The following is a 21,585-nucleotide window of genomic DNA, read 5'->3' as shown; positions in this document are numbered from 1 at the left end:
TTATATTTTAAAATTTGTAAATTTTGATACTGATCGTACCGCTATGCTTTTTTTTCAACTTCAAAGCGTTCAAATCCCAATACAGTGTTTTCTACTTTACGTAGTAATAGTGTCATTATACCTGTAATGATTAAGTAGATAACACCTGCTGTACCATAGATAGCGATCGCATCATATTCCATACCGTATAGTTGACGAGAATACCCCATAATATCCATAATGGTGATAGTAGAGGCAAGGGATGTCCCTTTGAATACTAGAATAATTTCATTGCTGTAAGAAGGTAATGCTCTTTTTAAGGCATAAGGAATTAAAATTTTAAGTGTTTGTAAACGGCTTAAACCTAAAGAAAAAGACGCTTCCCATTGTCCTTTTGGAATAGCTTTTACTGCACCGTGAAATAACAGTGTTGAGTAAGCTGCACTATTGAGTGCAAGAGCTAAAATAGCACAAAACCATGCATCTGATAAGAAATACCACAATGGGCTATCGATAATCCATTGGAATTGCCCTGGTCCGCTATAAATAAGGAAAAATTGGATGAGCAGAGGAGTACCAGTAAAGGCGGTAATAAACATATTGACGAATAGTTTAATGACTGTATTTTCCATCGATAGTAAAAAAGTGAAGCCAACAGCAATAATAAATGCAATGAGTAAGGATATTACAGTAAGCTGTAAACTGGCGCTAATCCCTTGCGAAATAGTGATAAAATAATCCCACAACATTATTGATTTCCTCTTTCAAAACGAGTAAAACGCAGCTCTAATTTTCTAATAAAAAATTGACTAATGAGCGTAATCAAAAGATAGACCAACGCTGCAATACTATACCAAGTGAATGGTTTGTGGGTGGATGCATTGATTAATTCTGATTGTCGCATCAGATCACTGACTCCAATTAATGATACCAGAGCAGTGTCTTTTAATAGTACTAACCATTGATTACTTAATCCAGGTAAAGCGTGTCGCCATACTTGAGGCATAATAATGGTGATGAAAGTTTGAGCTCGGCTAAAACCTAACGCAGCACCTGACTCCCACTGTCCAAGAGGGATGGCTTTAATTGCACCACGTAGTGATTGTGAAGCATAGGCAGCAAAAATAATACCTAAAGCTATTGCACCACACCAAAAGGCATCGAATTCAATAAATTCATCAGTAAGAAGGAATAAAAGTTGTGTCAAACCAAAATAGATAAGAAATACGATAAGAATTTCAGGTAATCCACGTAGTAGTGTAATGAATACACTGGTGCTTTGGCGAATCAACGTGATTTTATTCATTTCAAGTACAACAAATAAAATAGCAAGTATTAATCCGATCATTAAACTTGCCACAGCAAGCATTAGTGTAACTAATGTTGCTGAGACAAAGGAGTTAAAAATATCAATAGACATTATTTTTTAGTAATCCATTTTTTGTAAATTTTATCTAATGTACCGTTTTCTTTTACTGTTTTTAATGCAGTATTTAATTTTTCAAGTAATGTGGTATTCGATTTATTCACTGCAATGCCATATCCGATACCAAAGAAATCTTTGTCTTTCACTTTCTTATCAGTGAGAGTTATAGAATCTTCAGTTTCCAGCCATTTCGAGAGTACTGGAGTATCACCAAATATCATATCAATACGTCCATTTTTGAGATCCAAGACAGCATTTTGTAATGTACTGTAAGGTTTTAATTTATATTGAGATCCTTTTTTGATTAAGTATTCTTGATAAGTAGAACCATTTTGTACTCCTACTACTTTAACTTCTTTTAGATCTTTTCCTTTTAATGTCATAAAGCTAGCTGAATTTTCAAGGTATGGTGCTGTGAATGCAACCTGCTTTTGACGTTTTTCAGTAATATCCATCGCAGAAATAATGGCATCAAATTTTTTAAATTTCAAACTTTGAATTAAACTATCGAAAGAGGTATTTTTAAATTCACAAGTTGCGTCTAACTCTGTACATAGAGCTTTTGCAAGATCAACATCAAAGCCAACAATTTCTCCTTTTTCATTTGTTGTTTCAAAAGGTGCATAAGTTGCTTCCATCGCAAAAGTGATAGTATCTTTTGCTGTAACAGAAAGAGCTGTTGTAGCGAATAGTGCTGTTAGTAGTAATTTTTTCATAATGTTGTGTCCTTATGTTTAATAAAAATGTATTAGTGAGAAAGATAAGCTGCGAACTCACTTGTTTTTGGATTATTGAAACAATTAGAATCTCCAAACTCAATAACTTTACCTTGCTCCATATAAACTACTTTAGTTGCAATTTTTTTCGCAAAGGATACTTCGTGAGTAACGACTACTTGAGTAATACCTGTGTTTGTTAATTCTTTTATTATTCCAATAATTTGAGCTGTAATTTCAGGATCTAAAGCTGCTGTTGGTTCATCAAACAATAATACTTCAGGTTGCATCATTAAAGCTCTGGCAATAGCAACACGTTGTTGCTGTCCACCAGAAAGTTGCAATGGAAAACGATCTGAAAAGTTTTCAAGACGTAATCGAGATAATAATCCTTTTGCTCTTTCAGTTGCTTCGGTTTTGGAAAGACCAAGTACTTTCATTGGTGCTTCAGTTAAATTTTGCATTACATTTAAGTGAGGCCATAAATGATACTGTTGAAATACCATTCCCACTTCTCTGCGTAATAATGCAATTTGTTTATTATCTAGTTTATTTGCAAGATCAAATTGACGATCTCCAATTTTAAGTATTCCTGACTTTGGCGCTTCAATTAAGTTAAGCGTACGAATTAGTGTACTTTTTCCTGCACCACTGGGGCCAAGTAATACAACTGTATCACCTTGTTCAATGTTTAAATTAATGTCAAATAGGGCTTGTGTTGAACCATAAAAAAAATTGACATTGTTAATTTGAATCGCCATTTCTGAATAAAATCCTATATGTAAATATGTTTTGTTGAATAGATAGTAAGGTTTTTTGCATAATTATGCAAGTATTAATTTGAGATAAATTTAATATAATTTGAAAGAGCTTATTATGAACACTTTAACGTATGCTCAATATGTCCGACACATATGTAGTTTGTTTGTAGTTTTTGATGGTGGTTCTAGAATATTAAATGCGGTAGTTTAGTTGGAATATATATGAACAATGATATAACAAAATAAATGAATTAAATAATGAATAAATATATTTAATAACGGCATTTTTTAGTTTTCATATCTAAATGTATAAAATAAACAATATGTTTTTTTATTTTATCTTAGTTTATTTTTAATCAATAAAATTTAAACATAAGGATATAGTGTTACTTTTGTGGTTGAATATTATTTTAAGCTAGATGCTTTAGGTGTTGTATTGCATTGTTATATAACGATTTGCTTATTTTTTAGAGTTGTTATATTTTGGGTTTTATATAACATTTTTTTAACAAAAAAATTTGTAGTTATATAAAATAATGATGTTATTCTAAAAGAAAAAATGTAACAAATTTTATAAAAATGTAATTTTTTGTTTGAAATTTATTAATAAAAAATAAGTAATTAAAAATATAATTAATATTTATTAAAATAGATCTGGAAAAATAAAAAAATAGAGAATATAATCAAGCCATGGTATATGATTTTTTCACAAAAATGTTAATCAACCAATGTGGAGTAAACTAAAATGAGTAAACATTACTTAAAAGTAGCTTGTAGTCAGGATCTGGAAGGTCTATTTGAAACTGAATACGAAAAAGTAGAGCTTAGAACAGCTGATTTTGCTGAAGTTGCAGCAATTGTTTTGACTCACGATGATCTTGACTTTACCTTAAACAAACTTGAATCCTTAGGTGGATATGAGATTCCTCTCTTTTTTGCTGTAGAGGGAGATGGCTTAGTTCCTGAAGAATATTTATCTAAGTTTACAGGTGTTTTCCAAAGAGAAACCAGAAACCATGGCATGTATGGGCGTCAAGTTACCTCTGCTGCACAACAATATGAAGAAGGAGTATTACCTCCATTCTTTAGAACAATGAAGCAGTATTATGATAGAGGTTATAGTGCGTTTGATTGTCCAGGACACCAAGGTGGACGTTTCTTCAGCAAACACCCTGCAGGTCGTCAATTCTATGAGTTCTACGGTGAAAACCTTTTCAGAACTGACTTATGTAATGCTGATGTTCGTTTAGGTGATTTACTTATCCACGAAGGTCCTGCCTTAGCAGCACAAAAGCATGCGGCAAAAGTATTTAATGCGGATAAAACTTATTTCGTATTAAATGGTACTTCAGCATCTAATAAAGTAGTGACAAGTGCTTTACTTTCAAATGATGATTTGATCCTTTTCGATCGTAATAATCATAAATCAGTACAGCAAGGAGCTTTATTGATGGGTGGTGCAACACCAGTATTCTTAGAAACTGCACGTAACCCATATGGTTTTATCGGTGGTATTGATAATCATTGCTTTGAAGAAGAATATATCCGTGAGCAAATTAAAAAAGTTGCACCAGAAAAAGCACAGAATAAACGTCCATTCCGTTTAGCAGTTATTCAGTTAGGTACTTATGATGGTACTATTTACAATGCTCGTCAAGTAGTAGATAGAATTGGTCATCTATGTGATTATATTTTATTTGACTCTGCATGGGTTGGTTATGAGCAGTTTATTCCAATGATGCGTGATTGCTCTCCTATGTTACTTGAACTAAATGAAAATGATCCAGGTATCATTGTTACTCAATCAGTTCATAAACAACAAGCAGGTTTCTCACAAAGCTCACAAATCCATAAAAAAGATTCTCACATCAAAGGACAAAAACGTTATTGTGATCATAAGCGTTTTAATAATGCTTATATGCTTCAAGCTTCAACAAGTCCATTCTATGCGATTTTTGCGTCTTTAGATATTAATGCGAGTATTCATAAAGGAAGAGCAGGTCAAAAACTTTGGGAACACTGTGTGAAAGTAGGTATTGAAGCAAGAAAACAATTGCTCAAGAGCTGTGAATTAATTAAACCATTTATTCCTACAATGGTTGATGGTAAGTTATGGCAAGACTATCCTACAGATATGATTGCTAATGATAGACGTTTCTTCCAGTTTGAACCAAATGAAAAATGGCATTCTTTTGCTAACTATGGAAAAGATCAATACTTCGTTGATCCATGTAAATTCTTATTAACAACACCAGGTATTAATGTTGAAACAGGTGAATACGAAGAGTTTGGTATTCCTGCAACAGTGTTAGCAAACTATTTACGTGATAATGGTATTGTTCCAGAAAAATGTGACTTGAACTCTATCTTATTCCTAATGACTCCAGCAGAGAGCTTAGCTAAGATGCAGTCTCTTGTTGCACAAATTGCTAAATTTGAAAGACACATTAAAGAGAATTCATTAATGAAAGATGTCTTGCCAACAGTTTATGCGAAGAATGAATCTGTTTATGAAGGCTATACTATTAGACAGCTTTGTCAAGAAATGCATAACTTCTATGCTAGCAACAATATGAAAGAATTACAGAAAGAGATGTTCCGTGCACATGGCTGGCCAAAACAGGCAATGCTCCCTAATGAAGCACAACAATATCTAATCCGTAATGAAGTGAAATTAGTTAAATTATCTGAAATTGAAGGACAAATTGCAGCAGAAGGTGCTTTACCTTATCCTCCAGGTGTTCTATGTGTAATGCCAGGTGAAGTATGGGGTGGTGCTGCTCAGAAATATTTCTTAGCTTTAGAGCAAGGAATTAATGACTTACCAGGATTTGAACCAGAAATTCAAGGTGTTTATTTAACTAAAGAAGCTGATGGATCAACTCGAGCATATGGATATGTAGTAGATAAGAACAGTTAATTTTCTTACAAACCTCTTTTGCCTGAGGCGGCATTGGAGGTTTTTTTAATCAATTAAATTACTTTAAGGAGACTGACAATGGCAGAATCAGGTAAATCAAATAAGATGGGAGTGGTAGAACTTACCATCATCACAGTTGTTAATATGTTAGGGGCTGGTATTATTATGTTACCAACCAAATTAGCAAAAGTAGGTACTATGTCAATCCTATCATGGGTTGTGACTGCTGGAGGTTCTTTAGCACTAGCTTATGCGTTTGCTGTGTGTGGCCGCTTTAGTAAAAAAGGTGGCGGTATGGGAGGCTATGCTGAATATGCTTTCGGTAGATCTGGAAACTTCCTAGCAAACTTTACTTATGCAGTGTCTTTAGTTATCGCAAACGTGGCAATTGCTCTTTCAGCAGTTGGTTACTTTGCTGTATTATTAGGTATAGATTTAACAGCAACTTTAAGTGCTGCATTAACTATCGGATTAATTTGGATCACTACAGTTGCTAACTTCGGTGGTGCGAAAATTACTGGTCGTATCGGTAGTTTCACAGTATGGGGTGTAATTATTCCTGTATTAACAGTATCTGTAATCGGTTGGTTCTTCTTTAGTCCAACTATGTATACTGAAGCATGGAATCCACATAATATGCCATTTGGTGAAGCAATTAGTGCTTCAATTCCTATGACATTGTGGGCATTCTTAGGTCTTGAATCTGCTTGTGCTAACTCTGATGCAGTAGAAAATCCAGAGAAAAACGTTCCAATTGCTGTACTTGGTGGTACAACATTAACAGCTATTATTTATATCGTTTCTACCAACGTAATGGCAGGTATCGTTCCTAACTTAGAATTAGCAGAATCTACAGCTCCATTCGGTCTTGTATTTGCGAAAATGTTTAGTCCAGCTATTGGTCAAGCAGTAATGGCGGCAATGGTTGTAGCTTGTGTTGGTTGTTTATTAGGTTGGCAGTTTACTGTTGCACAAGTATTCAAATCTGGTGCTGATGAAGGATATTTCTCTAAAGTGTTTGCAAAAGTAACAGCTAAAGATGCACCTATTACTGGTATGTTGATTTTAGCAGTAGTGCAAACAGTTCTTGCATTTATGACAATGGGTGATGAGTTAGCTGAGCAGTTTAGTGCGATTGTTGATTTAGCTGCTGTAACCAATTTAGTACCATTCGTATTATCAATGGCTGCTGTTGCTGCTATGCAACGTGCTGAGAATGCACCTAAGTCACAAATGGCAATGAATACGTTTGTTGCATTAATTGGTAATATTTATAGTTTCTACGCATTATATAGCTGTGGTATGGTTGCTATGTACTGGGGTGGAATGGCAACATTCTTAGGCTGGGTAATTTATGGAAAAATTAAGGCTGATGAAATGGATGCTGGTATTGCTAAGGCTTCAGACGAAGCATAATAGTTTTTTGGGTCAAGTTTAACTTGACCCTTTTCATTTGATAAGTAAAGTCATAATTTAAGGAGTACATTAAATGAAAAGTACAATAGATAGTATTGGTAAGAAGATTCTGTTTGTTCATCGTCATTTAGAACATGATGGTGCAGCAGGTAGACTTGTTGGTAATATCGTTTCTGAATTAGAGAGACAAAATGTTGAAGTTATTACGGCAATAACATACCCTGAAGCAATAGGTTTCGCACTTTCTGATATCAGTATCAATATGTTCTTAATTGATTTAGATACTGCAGATAAAGAAGGTGAAGTAGAGGAATTAGTTAATGTTATTCGTAAAAAGAATGCTAAAGTGCCTATTTTCCTTTGTGCAAATCACGAATCTGCGTCTAAATTAAGTGCTGGTATTCTTGCGAAAAGTGATGATTTCATTTGGTTAATGGAAGATACGCCTAGCTTTATTGCTGGTCGTATTATTGTTGCAATTGATCAATATACATCTCAACTTCTTCCACCAATGTTTAAAGCATTAGTTGATTTTGGAAATGAGCATGCTTATTCATGGCATACACCAGGACATACTGGTGGGACTGGTTTCTTAAAACACCCAACAGGAAGATTCTTCTTCGATTTCTTCGGTGAAAATATGTTCCGTACAGACTTATCAATTTCTGTTGGTAAATTAGGTTCACTTCTTGACCATAATGGACCTATTGGAGATGGTGAGAAGTATGCAGCAACAGTATTTGGTTCAGATCGTACTTATTATGTAACTAATGGTTCTTCAACATCAAACCGTATCATTACAATGGCAAGTGTGACAAAAGATGAAGTATTAGTTTGTGATCGTAACTGCCATAAATCTATTGAACACTCATTGATTATGAGTCACTCTGTACCAAGTTACATTGTTCCTGTTCGTAACGGTTTAGGAATTATTGGTCCTGTATTACCTGAAAGCTTTAGCCAAGAAAGTATGGAAAAAGCGTTAGATAACAATGTGATTGTTAAACAAACAGGTAATAGAGATATCAAACACTTAGTATTAACTAACTCAACATATGATGGTCTTTGCTATGATATTGCTAAGATTGAAGAAATTTTGGGTGACAGAATCAATACATTACACTTCGATGAAGCATGGTATGGTTATGCGAAATTCCATCCAATGTATAAAGGTCGTTTTGCGATGCATGATCGTGATCCTAATGCGCCTAAAGGACCAAATGTTATTTCTACACACTCAACTCACAAATTGTTGAATGCGTTATCTCAAGCATCTTATATCCATATTCGTGATGGTAAGAACCCAATTGAACACGATCGCTTTAACGAATCATTTATGCTTCATTCGTCAACATCTCCAAACTATGCAGTAATTGCATCTTGTGATGTTGCAGCTAAGATGATGGAAGGTGAGTCTGGTAAAGAAATTGTTCAAGAAAGTATTGAAGAAGCGGTATCATTTAGACAAAAATTAGCAGAACTTAATGAAGAGTTTGCTAATAAATCTGATTGGTTCTTCAAAGGCTGGCAACCAGATGCTATGCACAAGATTGAAAAATCAGAATTGTTAGAAAGTAATAAACATTGGGTACTACATCCTAATCAAGAGTGGCATGGCTTCGGTGATGTGCCTGAAGGTTGGGTAATGCTTGATCCAATTAAAGTAACAGTGATGACTCCAGGAATGGATGCTGATGGTACTATGCATGAAACAGGTATTCCAGCTTGTATCGTTACTCGTTATTTAGGTCGTCATGGAATTCAAGTTGAGAAAACAACTGACTTTGGTATTCTTTTCTTATTCTCTATGGGTATTACTAAAGGTAAATGGGGAACACTTATCAGTCAATTGGCTAACTTTAAGCGTGATTATGATAACAATGCTCCATTAACTGAAGTACTTCCAGAATTAGCGGAAGAAGCAGCTTATGCTGGTATGGGATTGAAAGACTTATGTAACTATATGTTTGCAACAGTGAAAGAGTTACAAACAACTAAATATATGTCAGAAGGTTTCTCAAGCTTACCAAAACAAGCAATGACACCAGCGAAAGCATTTGAAGAAATGGTTCGTAACAATGTTGAAAAATGTACTTTAGAACAAGCAGCAGGTCGCATTGCGGCAACTGGTGTGATTCCTTATCCTCCAGGTATTCCAATTTTAATGCCAGGTGAGGTTGCTGATGGAGCGGTTCTTGAGTACCTGAAAGCATTAGAAAAATTCGATCTTGCTTGCCCTAGTTTTGAGCATGATACTCATGGTATTGAGGTCGAAGATGGTGTTTGCTATATGCTTTGTGTTAAAGAGTAATTAATAGCAATAATCTAGCAAAATAGATATTGACAGTTTCGTTGATATCTGAAAGAATGAAACCCTTACTTTTTGTAATGTATTTATTGTATACATCTCACAAGGAGTAAGGGTTAGTGCATATAATTTAGAGAGACTAGAGGGACAATATTGTCATCGCTTGAAGTATGGCACAGAATCCTCTTACAGAGTTATCTGTTATCTCCTACAATTTTTAAAAAAAGTAGTTTGAATACTTCAGCGAAGTATCAGGTTTCTTGGAATTATATATGTGAAAGTCTTATATTTAATATTTATTTGAGGAAAGAAAAATGAACGAGAACGTATCTACAAATGCATCTTTTAGTGATGAAAACAGTCTAATTACTGAGCGTCGTCAAAAATTACAAAAGATCCGTGATACAAAGAAGGTTGCTTTCCCAAATGATGCTCGACCAACACATTTTGTAGCAGATTTAAACCGTGATTATGCGGAAGAAGATAACTCAAGTATATTAGATTCAGCGGGTCAGGTTTCTGTTGCAGGAAGACTGATGGCGAAGAGAATCATGGGTAAAGCTAGTTTTATACAAATTCAAGATGGAACTGGTGAAAGAATTCAAGTATATGTTGCAGAGGAACATTTTGCTGCTGAATTATATGCTGATTTTAAAACATGGGATATCGGTGATATTGTTTTTGCTAGTGGCTCTCTGTTTTTTACTAAAACAGGTCAATTAACAATTAAGGCAAGTAATATTCGTTTATTGACGAAATCATTACGTCCATTGCCAGAAAAATTCCATGGCTTAACAGATCAGGAAACACGTTATCGTCAACGTTATGTTGATTTAATTGTGAATCCTGATAGCAGAGCGGTGTTTGCTATGCGTTCTAAAGTTATTAGCCATATTCGCCATTTCTTTGAGCAGAATCTTTTCTTAGAGGTTGAAACACCGATGATGCACCCAATTCCAGGTGGTGCAGCGGCAAAACCATTTGAAACGCATCATAATGCTTTAGATATGCCATTATTTTTACGAATTGCACCAGAGTTATACCTCAAACGTTTAGTTGTAGGTGGATTTGATCGTGTATTCGAGATTAACCGTAATTTCCGTAATGAAGGGGTTTCTGCTCGTCATAATCCTGAATTTACGATGCTTGAGTTTTATCAAGCATATGCGGATTATCATGATTTAATGGACTTAACGGAGAAATTATTCCGTGAATTGGCAGAACTAGCACGTGGTGCAACAGTATTTGACTATCAAGGAACACAAATTGATTTTTCAAAACCATTTGCTCGGTTACCGATGATTGAATCAATTAAGCATTATTTACCACAATATGCAGATATTCTTACAGATGGCAAAGCATTGTCAGAAGTCTTGAAAAAAGAATATAATATTGATATGGATCCAAATAGTGATCTTGATATGCTTACTACAGCCTTATTTGAAGAGGGAGTAGAGCATTTGTTGATTCAACCAACATTTATTACGGAATATCCAGCAGTTATTTCACCTCTTGCACGTCGAAATGATGTTAATGAAAATATTACAGATCGTTTTGAGTTGTTTATTGGTGGACGTGAAATTGCTAATGGTTATTCGGAGCTAAATGATGCAGAAGATCAAGCTGCTCGATTCCGTGAACAGGCCAAAGAAAATGAAGCGGGTAACGAAGAAGCGATGTTATATGACGGAGACTATGTTCGTGCCTTGGAGTATGCAATGCCTCCAACAGCAGGTGAAGGGATCGGAATTGATCGATTGGTAATGCTTTTAACAAACAGTCCATCTATCCGTGATGTAATTTTATTCCCTCATATGAGACCTGAATAGGGGATACTATTTAAATCAGAGCCCTGACTTTTAGTCAGGGCTTTCCTGTTTCAGGATCAACCTTTTTATTTCTTCTCAAATTATTAATATTATCGAGCTAAAATAAGGACTGGAATTACTGGAGTCACTTGATTTGATATAATATGTTATATTTGAAAAGGTTATTTGATCACATAATGCAATACATATATAAATACTCGATTTATGATAACGAGGTAAGGTAAATGGATAATATAGAAATATTAAAATTGGTAGCGATTATTTTCTTGTTTTTTTTCTTGGTCTTGTGTAGTTCGTTTTTATCTTGTTCAGAGCTTTCTCTTGCTGCATCAAGAAAGTTTAAAATACAGGGGCAATTAGATAATGATGATAAAATACAAAAAATATTAGCATTAAAAGATAGCCCAGGGGATTATTTCGCAGCAGTACAGATTGGTCTTAATTTAGTTGCAATTATTGCGGGTGCAATAGGACAAGATGTTATCTCACCTCACGTTACCCCTTTTATAACATCAATTATAGAAAATGAAGAGATAGCCAGTATATGTAGTAGTATTATTTCAGTACTCATTATTACGAGTATTTTTATTGTATTTGCAGATTTAATTCCTAAAAAGGTTGCAATTAGTAATCCTGAGAAAGTTGCTCAATATATAATTAATCCAATGTTGATTGTGGTTAAATTTCTTAAACCATTTATTGTCTTGTTTGATGGTTTAGCTACTGTTATTTTAAAAATTTTTAATGCTAATAATGAGATTAATGAAGAGCTTACAACGGATGATATTTATGCAGTTGTGAATGCTGGTGCTGAAGCAGGGCTATTGGTTACTGAAGAGCAATATTTATTTGGACATATTTTTAATCTCAAAGAAGATTCTGTTACGAGTATGATGACTCATCGTGATCATATTGATTTTTACAGTGAAGATACTCCTATTGAAGATGTCATTAATTCTTTTGATGAAAACCTACATCAAAGAGCGCCAATTTATAAGGATGAAATTGATAATATCATTGGATTTGTTGATATTAAGAAACTTTTGCATCTGTATATTAAAGAAGGTAATACATTTAATTTAACAGATAAGCGTATTTTTCAGCCAGTATTACTTATACCAGACACTTTGTTACTTTATGAAGTATTAGATTGTTTTAAAAAGAATGGCGATGATTTTGCAATTATTTTAAATGAGTATGGGCTTGTCGTTGGAGTAATAACATTAAAAGATGTCATGAGTATTGTTATGGGAGACTTAGTTACATACGATGATGACTATATTGTTAAACGAGATGAATCTTCTTGGATTATATCAGGGGCAACACCTTATAAGGATGTTTTACGTCTTTTAGAAATTGAAGATGATGGTTGTGAATATTATGAAACGTTAAGTGGATTGATTATGTTTTTAGCGAGAAGAGTACCTAAAATTGCAGATCAAATAATATTTCATGGTTTCTTATTTGAAATTGTGAGTATGGAACAACATCGTATTAAACAAGTACTAGTCACAAAAAAATAACCATATAACCAGTCGTTTTTTATTGGAAAATAATCTCCAACTTATCTAAAGTTGGAGATTTATACTATTAATTAGCGAGTTGAAAGCTGAAAAATCATTGCCTCTGCTTGACAGCTAAATTCAAAATTAACCTCTAATTTATAGCCTTCAGTTGTTTGTTGAATATTGCTGGTAATTTGGCAAGGATCTGATTCTGCTTTTCTTGCTTTTTCAGTTAGGTAAGCTAATGCTTCTTCAGCATTTTCCTTTGTTTGATAAGTTTGATAAAAGTCAACAGTGCGATCCTCTCCATCAATGACCGTACCAACATCGACACAACAACAAACTTTAGATTCATTTGCTTGATATTCAGACATATTTTTCCTTATTTTGTATATTTAACAGTTGATAACGAGATAAAGTTTACTCATTTCTGTTTTTTGTTGCAATTAAATTTTTAGCTACAGATATTTAAGTGGTCGGAACAGTTGTTAAGTTATATTAATTACATTGCCTCTTTACTTTTTTATTCTTAGAATCTTACTGTTCAAAATTGAATAGATTTAGAGAATTTTGTAAAAAGTGGTAAATATCTTACCGCTTATATTATTAATTAAGGAACAAAACGTTATGAAAAAAATGGTTAAATTATCACTTGCTTCAATGCTGACTTTGTCTGCAACAGGCAGTTTAGCCGCTGGGTTTCAATTGGTTGAAATTTCAACATCAGGTTTAGGGGTAGCATATGCAGGTAATGCAGCAGTAGCAGATAACGCTTCTGTTGTGGCAACTAACCCTGCTTTAATGACACAGTTTAAAGGTTCAGAAATTTCTGTTGGTGGTGTGTATGTTGATGTTGATGTGGATGTGAGTGGAACACAAACGATAACAACGCCAATGGGGGCAATGTCAGAAGATGCTTCTCACAACAATATTGTACCTGTTGCAACATTACCAAATCTCTATTTTGTTATGCCAATTAATGACCGTTTTAGTATTGGTGGTGGAATGAATTTAAACTATGGTTTAAAAACCAGTTTTGGTGAAAACTATAGTGCTGGCGTTTTGGGTGGAACAACAGATCTAAGAGCAGTGAACTATAATTTTAGTGGTGCAATGAAATTAGATTATGGTTTTAGTGTGGGTCTTGGATTAAATGCAGTTCACTCAACAGCAGAACTTACTCGTTATGCTGGAAGTTTTAGTCAGTTAATTAACCAGCAAGCAGGAGCGAATATTGCTAATAATTCTACAAAAGTAAAACACCTTAAAGGTGAAGAGTGGACTTTTGCTTGGAATGCAGGTGTGAGCTATGATATTAATGAAAATCATCGTATTGGTTTGGCTTATCATTCTGCAGTTGATATTGGTTTTAAAGGGGACTTCTCAAGTGAACTACCAATACTAGCTGGAGGAACTGGAGGGCAAGATATTGCAGGAAGTTTAGATTTGACATTACCAGCGTTTTGGGAATTATCAGGCTATCATAAATTAACAGATAAACTAGCACTTCAGTATAGCTGGAAACGTACTGATTGGAGTAGTTTTAAAGAGTTGCGTGCTGTAAGTAATACAGGTGCAGAATTATTACAAAAAACAGAAAAATTCTCAGATTCAGATCGTTATGCGATAGGTATTTCTTATCAAGCTATGGATAAGTTAACCTTACGAGCAGGTCTTGCTTATGATGAAGGAGCAAGTCAAGAGCATCCATCTATTTCAATTCCAGATACTGATAGAACTTGGTATAGCTTAGGTGCAACTTATCAATTCACTCCAAATCTATCGACAGATTTTGGTTATTCTTATATTCACGGACATAAAAACCGTTTTGTAGAAAATGAGAATATTAGTGGTGTACCAGTTTCTTGGAAAGGTGAAGGGCATTCTCATGTAAACTTATGGGGATTAAACGTAAATTATAAGTTTTAAGTTTATAAATAAGTAAAAAATTTAAAACCAATATTGTTGAAGCGGTAGGATGTTGTTGTTTTTTTGTAAAATTCCAATAACATCTTACCGCTTTTTTATTAAAAAACCATAAAAGTGTTATAAATACTCCATTATTTTGCGATAGATCTAATTTTTTATTTTAATTTTTGTTAGAATCCCTTTAGTTATTTTTATTTTATAGGGGAAACAATGAGTGAAATTGCAATCACAGTGAGTATTCTTTCCTTAGTTGCGGTTTTGGGACTATGGATTGGGAACTTTAAATTTCGAGGCGTTGGACTCGGTATTGGTGGTGTTTTGTTTGGTGGCTTGTTTGTTGCACACTTTATGCAACAATATGGACTTCATTTAGATAAACATACCTTACATTTCATACAAGAATTTGGATTAATTCTATTTGTTTATACTATTGGTATTCAAGTTGGTCCAGGATTCTTCTCTTCTCTTCGTCATTCAGGTTTAAAACTAAATGGCTTTGCATTTCTAATTGTTGCTATGAGTGGTATTTTAGTTGTGTTACTACATAAATTATTTGATGTACCACTGCCTGTTATTTTAGGGGTATTCTCTGGTGCGGTAACTAATACGCCATCACTCGGTGCTGGGCAACAAATCTTAGCTGAATTAGGTACTGATACTGAAGTAATGGGTATGGCGTATGCAATCGCTTATCCATTCGGTATTGTAGGTATTTTACTTGCTATGTGGTTAGTACGTATGATTTTCAGAGTCAATGTGGATCAAGAAGCAGAAGATTTTGATAAGAAACAAAGTAAAACTAAAAGTGGATTAAGCTCCTTAAATGTGCGTTTAACAAATCCAAATTTGCAAGGTTTGATGCTCAGAGAAATCCCAGATTTTGAATTGCATGATGTGGTTTATTCTCGATTAAAAAGGGGAAATGATGAACTGTTTGTACCAAAAGCTGATACTAAATTATTGATTGGTGATGTACTTCATCTTGTTGGAAAACCAGAAACTTTACATAAAATGAAACTTATTTTAGGTGAAGAAGCGGAAATGTCTCTGTCAACCAAAGGTACACACTATCGTTCAGAACGAGCGGTGGTAACCAATGAAAAAATTTTTGGTAAAAAGCTTCGTCATTTAGGTTTTAAAGGTAAATATGATGTACTGATTTCACGTTTAAACCGTGCTGGTGTAGAGTTAGTGCCAAATAGTGAGATGACATTGCAATTTGGTGATGTGCTGAATCTAGTTGGACGAGAAGATGATATTAAAGCTGTAATGGCAATTATCGGTAATGCTCAACAAAAATTACAACAAGTACAAATGTTACCTATTTTTATTGGGATTGGTTTAGGAGTGCTATTAGGTTCCGTTCCTCTTTATGTACCTGGTTTCCCTGTCGCATTAAAATTAGGTTTAGCGGGTGGTCCATTAGTGGTTGCGTTGATCTTAGCCAGAATAGGGAGTATTGGTAAACTTTATTGGTTTATGCCTCCTAGTGCTAACCTTGCATTACGAGAAATTGGTATTGTACTGTTCCTTGCGGTTGTGGGATTAAAATCGGGTGGCCATTTCCTTGAAACTTTATTAAGTAGTGAAGGGATGTCTTGGATTGGTTACGGAGTTGTGATTACTTTTATTCCATTAATTGTGACAGGTTGCATTGCACGTATTTATGGTAAAGTCAATTATTTAACCATTTGTGGGTTATTGGCGGGTTCTATGACTGATCCTCCTGCTTTAGCTTTTGCTAATGCAATTAAAGAAGACAGCGGTGCGTCAGCACTGTCCTATGCAACGGTTTATCCACTTGTGATGTTTTTACGTATAATGTTGCCACAATTATTGGCAATTGCACTGTGGACAGTTGGATAGTATTTAATGATGTAAATGATAGGGTGAAAAATCACCCTATTTTTTATTTTTTGTTCAAATTGTAAACGGTCGTTATTTTATTCCTCGACATCAAAGCGAGTGATCGTTACAATTCACTTCTATTTATCCATTTACTTTATACACCGACTAGAGGTTTAAATTAATGTCAATTTCAATTGAAACAACTCAAGGCTTAGAACGCCGTGTAACTATTACTGTACCTGCTGATAAAATTGAAGCAGCATATCGTCAAGAATTAAAGGGTGTTGCAAAAAATGCTCGTATTGATGGTTTCCGCAAAGGGAAGGTACCACATTCAATTTTGGAACAACGCTATGGTGCTTCAGTTCGCCAAGATGTATTGTCAGACAATATGCAACGTGCATTTTTTGATGTAATTATTGGTGAAAAGGTCAATATAGCAGGTCGTCCAACATTTACTCCAGAAAATTATGAAATCGGTAAAGATTTTACATTCTCAGCCACTTTTGAGGTGTATCCTGAAGTAGAATTGAAAGGTTTAGAAAATATCAAAGTTGAAAAGCCTGTGGTTGAAATTACTGATGCGGATTTAGATAAAATGGTTGACGTATTGCGTAAGCAACAAGCAACATTTACTGAAACAGCAGAAGTAGCAAAAGCAGATGATCGTGTTACTATTGATTTTGTAGGTACTGTTGATGGTGAAGAGTTTGAAGGCGGTAAAACTTCAGATTTCATTTTAGCAATGGGACAAGGTCAAATGATCCCTGGTTTTGAAGAGGGTATTGTTGGTCATAAAGCGGGTGAGCAATTTGATATTGATGTAACTTTCCCAGAAGACTATCAAGCTGAAAATTTAAAAGGTAAAGCGGCGAAATTTGCAATTACTTTGAAAAAAGTAGAAGTAATGGAATTGCCAGAAATTAATGATGAGTTTGTAAAACGTTTTGGTACAGCAAAAACAGTGGCAGATTTACGTGAAGAAATTAAACGAAATATGCAACGTGAACTTAAGAATGCTATCACTGCAAAAGTAAAAACTCAGGTAATTGATGGTTTACTTGCAGAGAATGAAATTGAAGTACCACAATCAGCGATTGATGAAGAAATCGAGGTATTACGTCAGCAAGCAGCACAACAATTTGGTGGTAACCCTGAAGTTGCAGCACAACTTCCAGCTGAGTTATTTACAGAACAAGCTAAACGTCGTGTGCAAGTTGGCTTACTATTCTCATCAGTGATGTCTTCTTATGAAATCAAGGTTGACGAAGCATTAGTAAAAGAAAAAATTGCAGAATTAGCATCTGCTTATGAAGATCCTTCTGAAGTAGTAGAATATTATGCTAAGAATAAGCAGTTAACTGATAATGTTCGTAATGTTGTTTTAGAAGAGCAAGTGGTTGATACTGTTCTTGAAAAAGCACAAGTGACAGAAAAAGAACAGTCATTTGATGATATTATGAATAAGCAACAAGGCTAATTCTCTAAACTATATTAGTGACAATTATTTGTTCAATATTCAACTAAGCGGTTACTTTTAGAGAAGATTTTACTAAAAGTACCGCTTTTTATTTTATGAAGTATAATTTTAGAGAGCAACAGTTATGGAATTAACATTTATTCAAGAAATTCAACAATTTACAACAAATCACACCATTATGGTTGTAGCGTGGTTTGGGTTATTTATTGCTTTGATGGTTAATATTTATCAAGGGTTAACGAGTAAATTTAAAATTATTGCCAATGCAGAGGCCACTCGTTTAATTAATAAAGAAGATGGCGTTGTATTGGATTTACGTTCAGATGATGACTTTAAAGCTGGACATATTATCGATAGTTTACATCTTTTACCGTCGGATATTAAAAATAAAAATATTCATCGTATTGAGAAGTACAAAACTAAACCTATTATTTTGGTTGATGGTAATGGTATGACCTCAAATAGCAGTGCCAAGTTGTTGATAGAACAAGGTTTTGAACAGGTTTATGTTTTGAAAGAAGGAATGAATGCTTGGCGAGCAGAGAAATTGCCTTTAATTAAGAAACATAAGTAACCCTATTATTTAACTATAAGGAATGAGACTATGTCTGAAGAGAATCAAGTAGCAACAGAAGAAGAACAAGAAGGTCAATTTGAGCTTCAAATTCAACGTATTTATATAAAAGATGTTTCATTTGAGGCACCAAATCTTCCTGTTATTTTTCAACAGGAATGGGAGCCTGACTTAAGTTTTGAATTAGATACTGAAACGAAAGAACTAGGCGAAAGTCTTTATGAAGTCACTTTACACCTTAATATTCAAACAACGATGAAAGAATCAAAAGATGTAGCTTTTATTTGTGAGGTAAAACAATCGGGTGTATTTAGTATTGCAGGAATAGATGGAATACAGCTTGCACATTGTTTAGCAGTAACTTGTCCGAATATTTTATACCCATATGCAAGAGAGCTAGTGTCAAGTTTAGTGAATAGAGGTTCTTTCCCTGCGCTTAATCTTTCTCCATTAAATTTTGATGCACTATTTATGAATTATTTAGAAAGTCAGCAAGAAGAAGATGAAGAAGGTGAGCAAACACCACTTAATTAATTCGTTTTGATTACTAAATAAGGTCTAGTATTATTGTGCTAGACCTTTTTTATTATGGGATGAGTTACGCTATGTTTATTTTAACAATTGTGTTAGAGTGAGTCGAGTTTTTCTCCTTTTTATCTTAGTCATTCACTTAAGTTAGCTTTAGTATATTATGCAGTTTGATCTTGATAGTTTTTTAAAAAACCTACCACACTTATCTGGTATTTATTGTATGTATGACAATAAACACTCGGTTATTTATGTGGGTAAAGCAAAAGACTTAAAAAAGCGAGTATCAAGTTACTTTAGAACTAATCTCACCAATCGTAAGACAGAAGCATTGGTTGCACATATTGCTTATATTGAAGTCACCATCACTCATTCTGAAACCGAAGCATTATTACTTGAGCATAATTATATTAAACAATATAAACCTCGTTACAATGTTTTGCTACGAGATGATAAGTCTTATCCCTACATTTTACTGACAGATCATCAGCACCCTCGTATCACAAGTTTTCGAGGTAGTAAAAAAGTAAAAGGAGATTATTTTGGCCCTTATCCTAATGCAATGGCTGTACGAGAAAGTTTAAATTTATTACAGAAGCTTTTTCCTATTCGTCAGTGCCAAGATAGTTATTATAAAAACCGCTCTCGTCCTTGTTTACAATACCAAATTAAACGTTGTTTAGCTCCCTGTGTTAAAGGATATTGTTCTGATGCTGAATATGATCAGCAGGTGCAATTTGTACGACTGTTTTTACAGGGGAAAGATAAGCAAGTGATTACTCATTTAGTCAAAAAAATGGAACAAGCTGCAGCAGACTTAAATTTTGAAGAGGCAGCGCGTTATCGAGATCAAATTCAATTAGTGCGCTCTGTCATTGAAAAACAATTTGTATCTAATGAACGTTTAGATGATTTAGATATTATTGCTATTGCTTATCAGCAAGGCGTTGCCTGTGTGCATATCTTATTTGTTCGACACGGTAAAGTTTTAGGTAATCGTAGTTACTTTCCTAAAGTACCAAGTCATACTGATTTAACGGAGCTTAGCGATACCTTTATTGGACAATTTTATTTGCAAATGCATCAGCATAGAACGATTCCTCATCAAATTATTATTGATCATCAATTGACTGAAAAAGAATCTATAAATCATATCTTAAATCAGCAAGCAGGACATAAAGTTACCATTGTTGATGGCACAGTTAAAGGGGATCGAGAACGCTATTTACGCTTAGCTCAAACGAATGCGATGAAGTCCTTAGAGCTACGACTTAAGCAAAATACTCAAATTGAAGCACGTTATCAAGCATTACAAGATATTTTGAATATCCCTGAAATTAAGCGAATGGAGTGTTTTGATATTAGTCATACAATGGGAAATCAAACGGTTGCTTCTTGTGTGGTGTTTGATCGAAATGGAGTGCTTAAATCAGATTATCGTCGTTTTAATATTGACGGAATTAAAGGAGGGGATGATTATGCTGCAATGGAGCAAGCTTTGCTAAAACGTTATAACAAACCTTTAATGCCAGATAAAATTCCTGATATTATTTTTATTGATGGTGGCAAGGGGCAGCTTAACCGTGCGGTGGCAACATTTGCACAATTGGTGGTGGATTGGGATAAAACCCATCCTTTGCTAATAGGTGTTTCTAAAGGTGTTGAGCGTAAAGCAGGCTTAGAAACATTGATTATTAGTAATCAAAAAAATAAAGAAATTCATCTATCCCCTGATAGTTTAGCGCTACATTTAATTCAACATATTCGTGATGAATCTCATACTTATGCGATTACAGGGCACCGTAAAAAACGTCAAAAAGCGTTTACAGAGAGTGGGTTAGAGTCAATAGCGGGAATAGGAAGTAAACGTCGTCAAGCCTTATTAAAATATTTAGGAGGAATGCAAGGGGTCAAATCGGCAACGGTAGAAGAAATTTCAACTGTTCCTGGTATTTCACTTTCCCTTGCTAATACTATTTTTGATACATTACAAAATAGCTAAGCGGTACGATAAAGTAAAAAATTTGCAAAAATGTGTTTATCACTCTTTCTATCTCCCTTTATCATACCGAGTAAACTTATTCTGTAGTATTCTCAGGTAGTACCGTACCGACAACTGTTCCCGCTGTTTTTATTGCAATTTCTCCCACAGTCATCACAGCCGATGTTGCAAGGCTAAGAGCAGAGGTTACTAAGCATCCTGATAATAAAAAAACAACAGATAATATCCAGAATTTTTTGATAAAAAATAGCATATAATTTTTCCTTAATAAAATGTTTGGCGAGTGTACTTGGTAATGGCAGAAAGGGATACTTATTTTTCTTAATTAGAGTGATAAATAAAAAATAATGGTAAATCGTATGGA

The 21,585-nt window shown here is 34.3% G+C and carries 17 protein-coding genes; 11 read left to right on the top strand and 6 right to left on the bottom strand.

The window, feature by feature from the left end:
• Positions 1-41 precede the first annotated feature (41 nt).
• Genes artM through artP form a run of 4 tightly spaced genes read right to left on the bottom strand, consistent with a single transcriptional unit; the run spans position 42 to position 2,882 of the window.
• Positions 42-728 carry an arginine ABC transporter permease ArtM gene (artM, locus tag A6B44_RS07395; RefSeq protein WP_090922961.1) on the bottom strand — a complete coding sequence of 229 codons (687 nt, stop codon included), beginning with the start codon at positions 726-728 and terminating at the stop codon, positions 42-44.
• Positions 728-1,399: an arginine ABC transporter permease ArtQ gene (gene artQ, locus A6B44_RS07390; RefSeq protein ID WP_090922959.1), complete on the bottom strand. Its 672-nt coding sequence runs from the start codon at positions 1,397-1,399 to the stop codon at positions 728-730. The genes artM and artQ overlap by 1 nt, the downstream gene beginning before the upstream one ends.
• Positions 1,399-2,121, bottom strand: coding sequence for a transporter substrate-binding domain-containing protein (locus A6B44_RS07385; RefSeq protein WP_090922957.1), 723 nt, complete (start codon positions 2,119-2,121; stop codon positions 1,399-1,401). Before A6B44_RS07385 ends, artQ begins: the two co-directional genes overlap by 1 nt.
• 32 nt (positions 2,122-2,153) lie before the next feature.
• The gene (artP, locus tag A6B44_RS07380; protein ID WP_090922955.1) at positions 2,154-2,882 is read right to left on the bottom strand and encodes an arginine ABC transporter ATP-binding protein ArtP; all 729 of its coding nucleotides are present in this window, start codon (positions 2,880-2,882) and stop codon (positions 2,154-2,156) included.
• Positions 2,883-3,627: 745 nt separating this feature from the next.
• On the opposite strand from artP, the gene A6B44_RS07375 reads away from it, so the two are divergent.
• The 5 genes from A6B44_RS07375 to A6B44_RS07355 all read left to right on the top strand — a co-directional run bounded on the left by A6B44_RS07375 (position 3,628) and on the right by A6B44_RS07355 (position 12,878).
• Positions 3,628-5,802, top strand: coding sequence for an ornithine decarboxylase (locus A6B44_RS07375; RefSeq protein ID WP_090922952.1), 2,175 nt, complete (start codon positions 3,628-3,630; stop codon positions 5,800-5,802).
• A 78-nt stretch (positions 5,803-5,880) separates the two neighbouring features.
• Positions 5,881-7,218 (top strand): putrescine-ornithine antiporter, encoded by a 1,338-nt coding sequence (gene potE / locus A6B44_RS07370; protein ID WP_090922950.1) that lies wholly within the window; start codon positions 5,881-5,883, stop codon positions 7,216-7,218.
• A gap of 73 nt (positions 7,219-7,291) precedes the next feature.
• Positions 7,292-9,529, top strand: coding sequence for an Orn/Lys/Arg family decarboxylase (locus A6B44_RS07365; protein ID WP_090922948.1), 2,238 nt, complete (start codon positions 7,292-7,294; stop codon positions 9,527-9,529).
• Between the two features lie 311 nt (positions 9,530-9,840).
• Positions 9,841-11,355 carry a lysine--tRNA ligase gene (gene lysS / locus A6B44_RS07360; RefSeq protein WP_090922946.1) on the top strand — a complete coding sequence of 505 codons (1,515 nt, stop codon included), beginning with the start codon at positions 9,841-9,843 and terminating at the stop codon, positions 11,353-11,355.
• Between the two features lie 224 nt (positions 11,356-11,579).
• A complete protein-coding gene (locus A6B44_RS07355; RefSeq protein WP_090922942.1) occupies positions 11,580-12,878 on the top strand; it encodes a hemolysin family protein in 1,299 nt (432 codons plus the stop codon).
• Positions 12,879-12,949: 71 nt separating this feature from the next.
• Here A6B44_RS07355 and A6B44_RS07350 read toward each other — a convergent pair whose 3' ends face one another.
• Entirely contained in the window at positions 12,950-13,234 is a 285-nt protein-coding gene (locus tag A6B44_RS07350) for a YfcZ/YiiS family protein (RefSeq protein ID WP_090922940.1), read from the bottom strand.
• A gap of 253 nt (positions 13,235-13,487) precedes the next feature.
• Here A6B44_RS07350 and A6B44_RS07345 point away from each other — a divergent pair, with 253 nt between their 5' ends.
• The 6 genes from A6B44_RS07345 (at position 13,488) to uvrC (ending at position 21,221) form a co-directional block, all read left to right on the top strand.
• The gene (locus A6B44_RS07345; RefSeq protein ID WP_090922937.1) at positions 13,488-14,789 is read left to right on the top strand and encodes a porin; all 1,302 of its coding nucleotides are present in this window, start codon (positions 13,488-13,490) and stop codon (positions 14,787-14,789) included.
• A gap of 210 nt (positions 14,790-14,999) precedes the next feature.
• Positions 15,000-16,655 (top strand): putative transporter, encoded by a 1,656-nt coding sequence (locus A6B44_RS07340; RefSeq protein ID WP_090922935.1) that lies wholly within the window; start codon positions 15,000-15,002, stop codon positions 16,653-16,655.
• A gap of 163 nt (positions 16,656-16,818) precedes the next feature.
• A complete protein-coding gene (tig, locus tag A6B44_RS07335; RefSeq protein WP_090922932.1) occupies positions 16,819-18,117 on the top strand; it encodes a trigger factor in 1,299 nt (432 codons plus the stop codon).
• 124 nt (positions 18,118-18,241) lie between these two features.
• Positions 18,242-18,691, top strand: a complete 450-nt coding sequence (locus A6B44_RS07330; protein WP_090922930.1) for a rhodanese-like domain-containing protein — start codon at positions 18,242-18,244, stop codon at positions 18,689-18,691.
• A 30-nt stretch (positions 18,692-18,721) separates the two neighbouring features.
• Positions 18,722-19,225, top strand: coding sequence for a protein-export chaperone SecB (gene secB, locus A6B44_RS07325; protein WP_090922928.1), 504 nt, complete (start codon positions 18,722-18,724; stop codon positions 19,223-19,225).
• A gap of 157 nt (positions 19,226-19,382) precedes the next feature.
• A complete protein-coding gene (gene uvrC, locus A6B44_RS07320; protein ID WP_090922926.1) occupies positions 19,383-21,221 on the top strand; it encodes an excinuclease ABC subunit UvrC in 1,839 nt (612 codons plus the stop codon).
• Between the two features lie 76 nt (positions 21,222-21,297).
• Here uvrC and A6B44_RS07315 read toward each other — a convergent pair whose 3' ends face one another.
• Entirely contained in the window at positions 21,298-21,474 is a 177-nt protein-coding gene (locus A6B44_RS07315) for a hypothetical protein (protein ID WP_176673494.1), read from the bottom strand.
• Positions 21,475-21,585: the final 111 nt, after the last annotated feature.

Source organism: Pasteurella skyensis, assembly GCF_013377295.1.
GTDB lineage: Bacteria > Pseudomonadota > Gammaproteobacteria > Enterobacterales > Pasteurellaceae > Phocoenobacter > Phocoenobacter skyensis.
The sequence above is the reverse complement of the archived record's forward strand: the minus strand, read 5'-3'. Positions and strand labels throughout refer to the sequence as shown.

What these genes read in the sequence shown, in the direction of transcription:
- A6B44_RS07315 (WP_176673494.1), bottom strand. Translation starts at nt 21,474, where the DNA reads ATGCTATTTTTTATCAAAAAATTCTGGATATTATCTGTTGTTTTTTTA.
- uvrC (WP_090922926.1), top strand. Translation starts at nt 19,383, where the DNA reads ATGCAGTTTGATCTTGATAGTTTTTTAAAAAACCTACCACACTTATCT.
- lysS (WP_090922946.1), top strand. Translation starts at nt 9,841, where the DNA reads ATGAACGAGAACGTATCTACAAATGCATCTTTTAGTGATGAAAACAGT.
- A6B44_RS07355 (WP_090922942.1), top strand. Translation starts at nt 11,580, where the DNA reads ATGGATAATATAGAAATATTAAAATTGGTAGCGATTATTTTCTTGTTT.
- A6B44_RS07365 (WP_090922948.1), top strand. Translation starts at nt 7,292, where the DNA reads ATGAAAAGTACAATAGATAGTATTGGTAAGAAGATTCTGTTTGTTCAT.
- potE (WP_090922950.1), top strand. Translation starts at nt 5,881, where the DNA reads ATGGCAGAATCAGGTAAATCAAATAAGATGGGAGTGGTAGAACTTACC.
- A6B44_RS07385 (WP_090922957.1), bottom strand. Translation starts at nt 2,121, where the DNA reads ATGAAAAAATTACTACTAACAGCACTATTCGCTACAACAGCTCTTTCT.
- A6B44_RS07345 (WP_090922937.1), top strand. Translation starts at nt 13,488, where the DNA reads ATGAAAAAAATGGTTAAATTATCACTTGCTTCAATGCTGACTTTGTCT.
- artQ (WP_090922959.1), bottom strand. Translation starts at nt 1,399, where the DNA reads ATGTCTATTGATATTTTTAACTCCTTTGTCTCAGCAACATTAGTTACA.
- A6B44_RS07330 (WP_090922930.1), top strand. Translation starts at nt 18,242, where the DNA reads ATGGAATTAACATTTATTCAAGAAATTCAACAATTTACAACAAATCAC.
- A6B44_RS07350 (WP_090922940.1), bottom strand. Translation starts at nt 13,234, where the DNA reads ATGTCTGAATATCAAGCAAATGAATCTAAAGTTTGTTGTTGTGTCGAT.
- secB (WP_090922928.1), top strand. Translation starts at nt 18,722, where the DNA reads ATGTCTGAAGAGAATCAAGTAGCAACAGAAGAAGAACAAGAAGGTCAA.
- A6B44_RS07375 (WP_090922952.1), top strand. Translation starts at nt 3,628, where the DNA reads ATGAGTAAACATTACTTAAAAGTAGCTTGTAGTCAGGATCTGGAAGGT.
- artM (WP_090922961.1), bottom strand. Translation starts at nt 728, where the DNA reads ATGTTGTGGGATTATTTTATCACTATTTCGCAAGGGATTAGCGCCAGT.
- artP (WP_090922955.1), bottom strand. Translation starts at nt 2,882, where the DNA reads ATGGCGATTCAAATTAACAATGTCAATTTTTTTTATGGTTCAACACAA.
- tig (WP_090922932.1), top strand. Translation starts at nt 16,819, where the DNA reads ATGTCAATTTCAATTGAAACAACTCAAGGCTTAGAACGCCGTGTAACT.
- A6B44_RS07340 (WP_090922935.1), top strand. Translation starts at nt 15,000, where the DNA reads ATGAGTGAAATTGCAATCACAGTGAGTATTCTTTCCTTAGTTGCGGTT.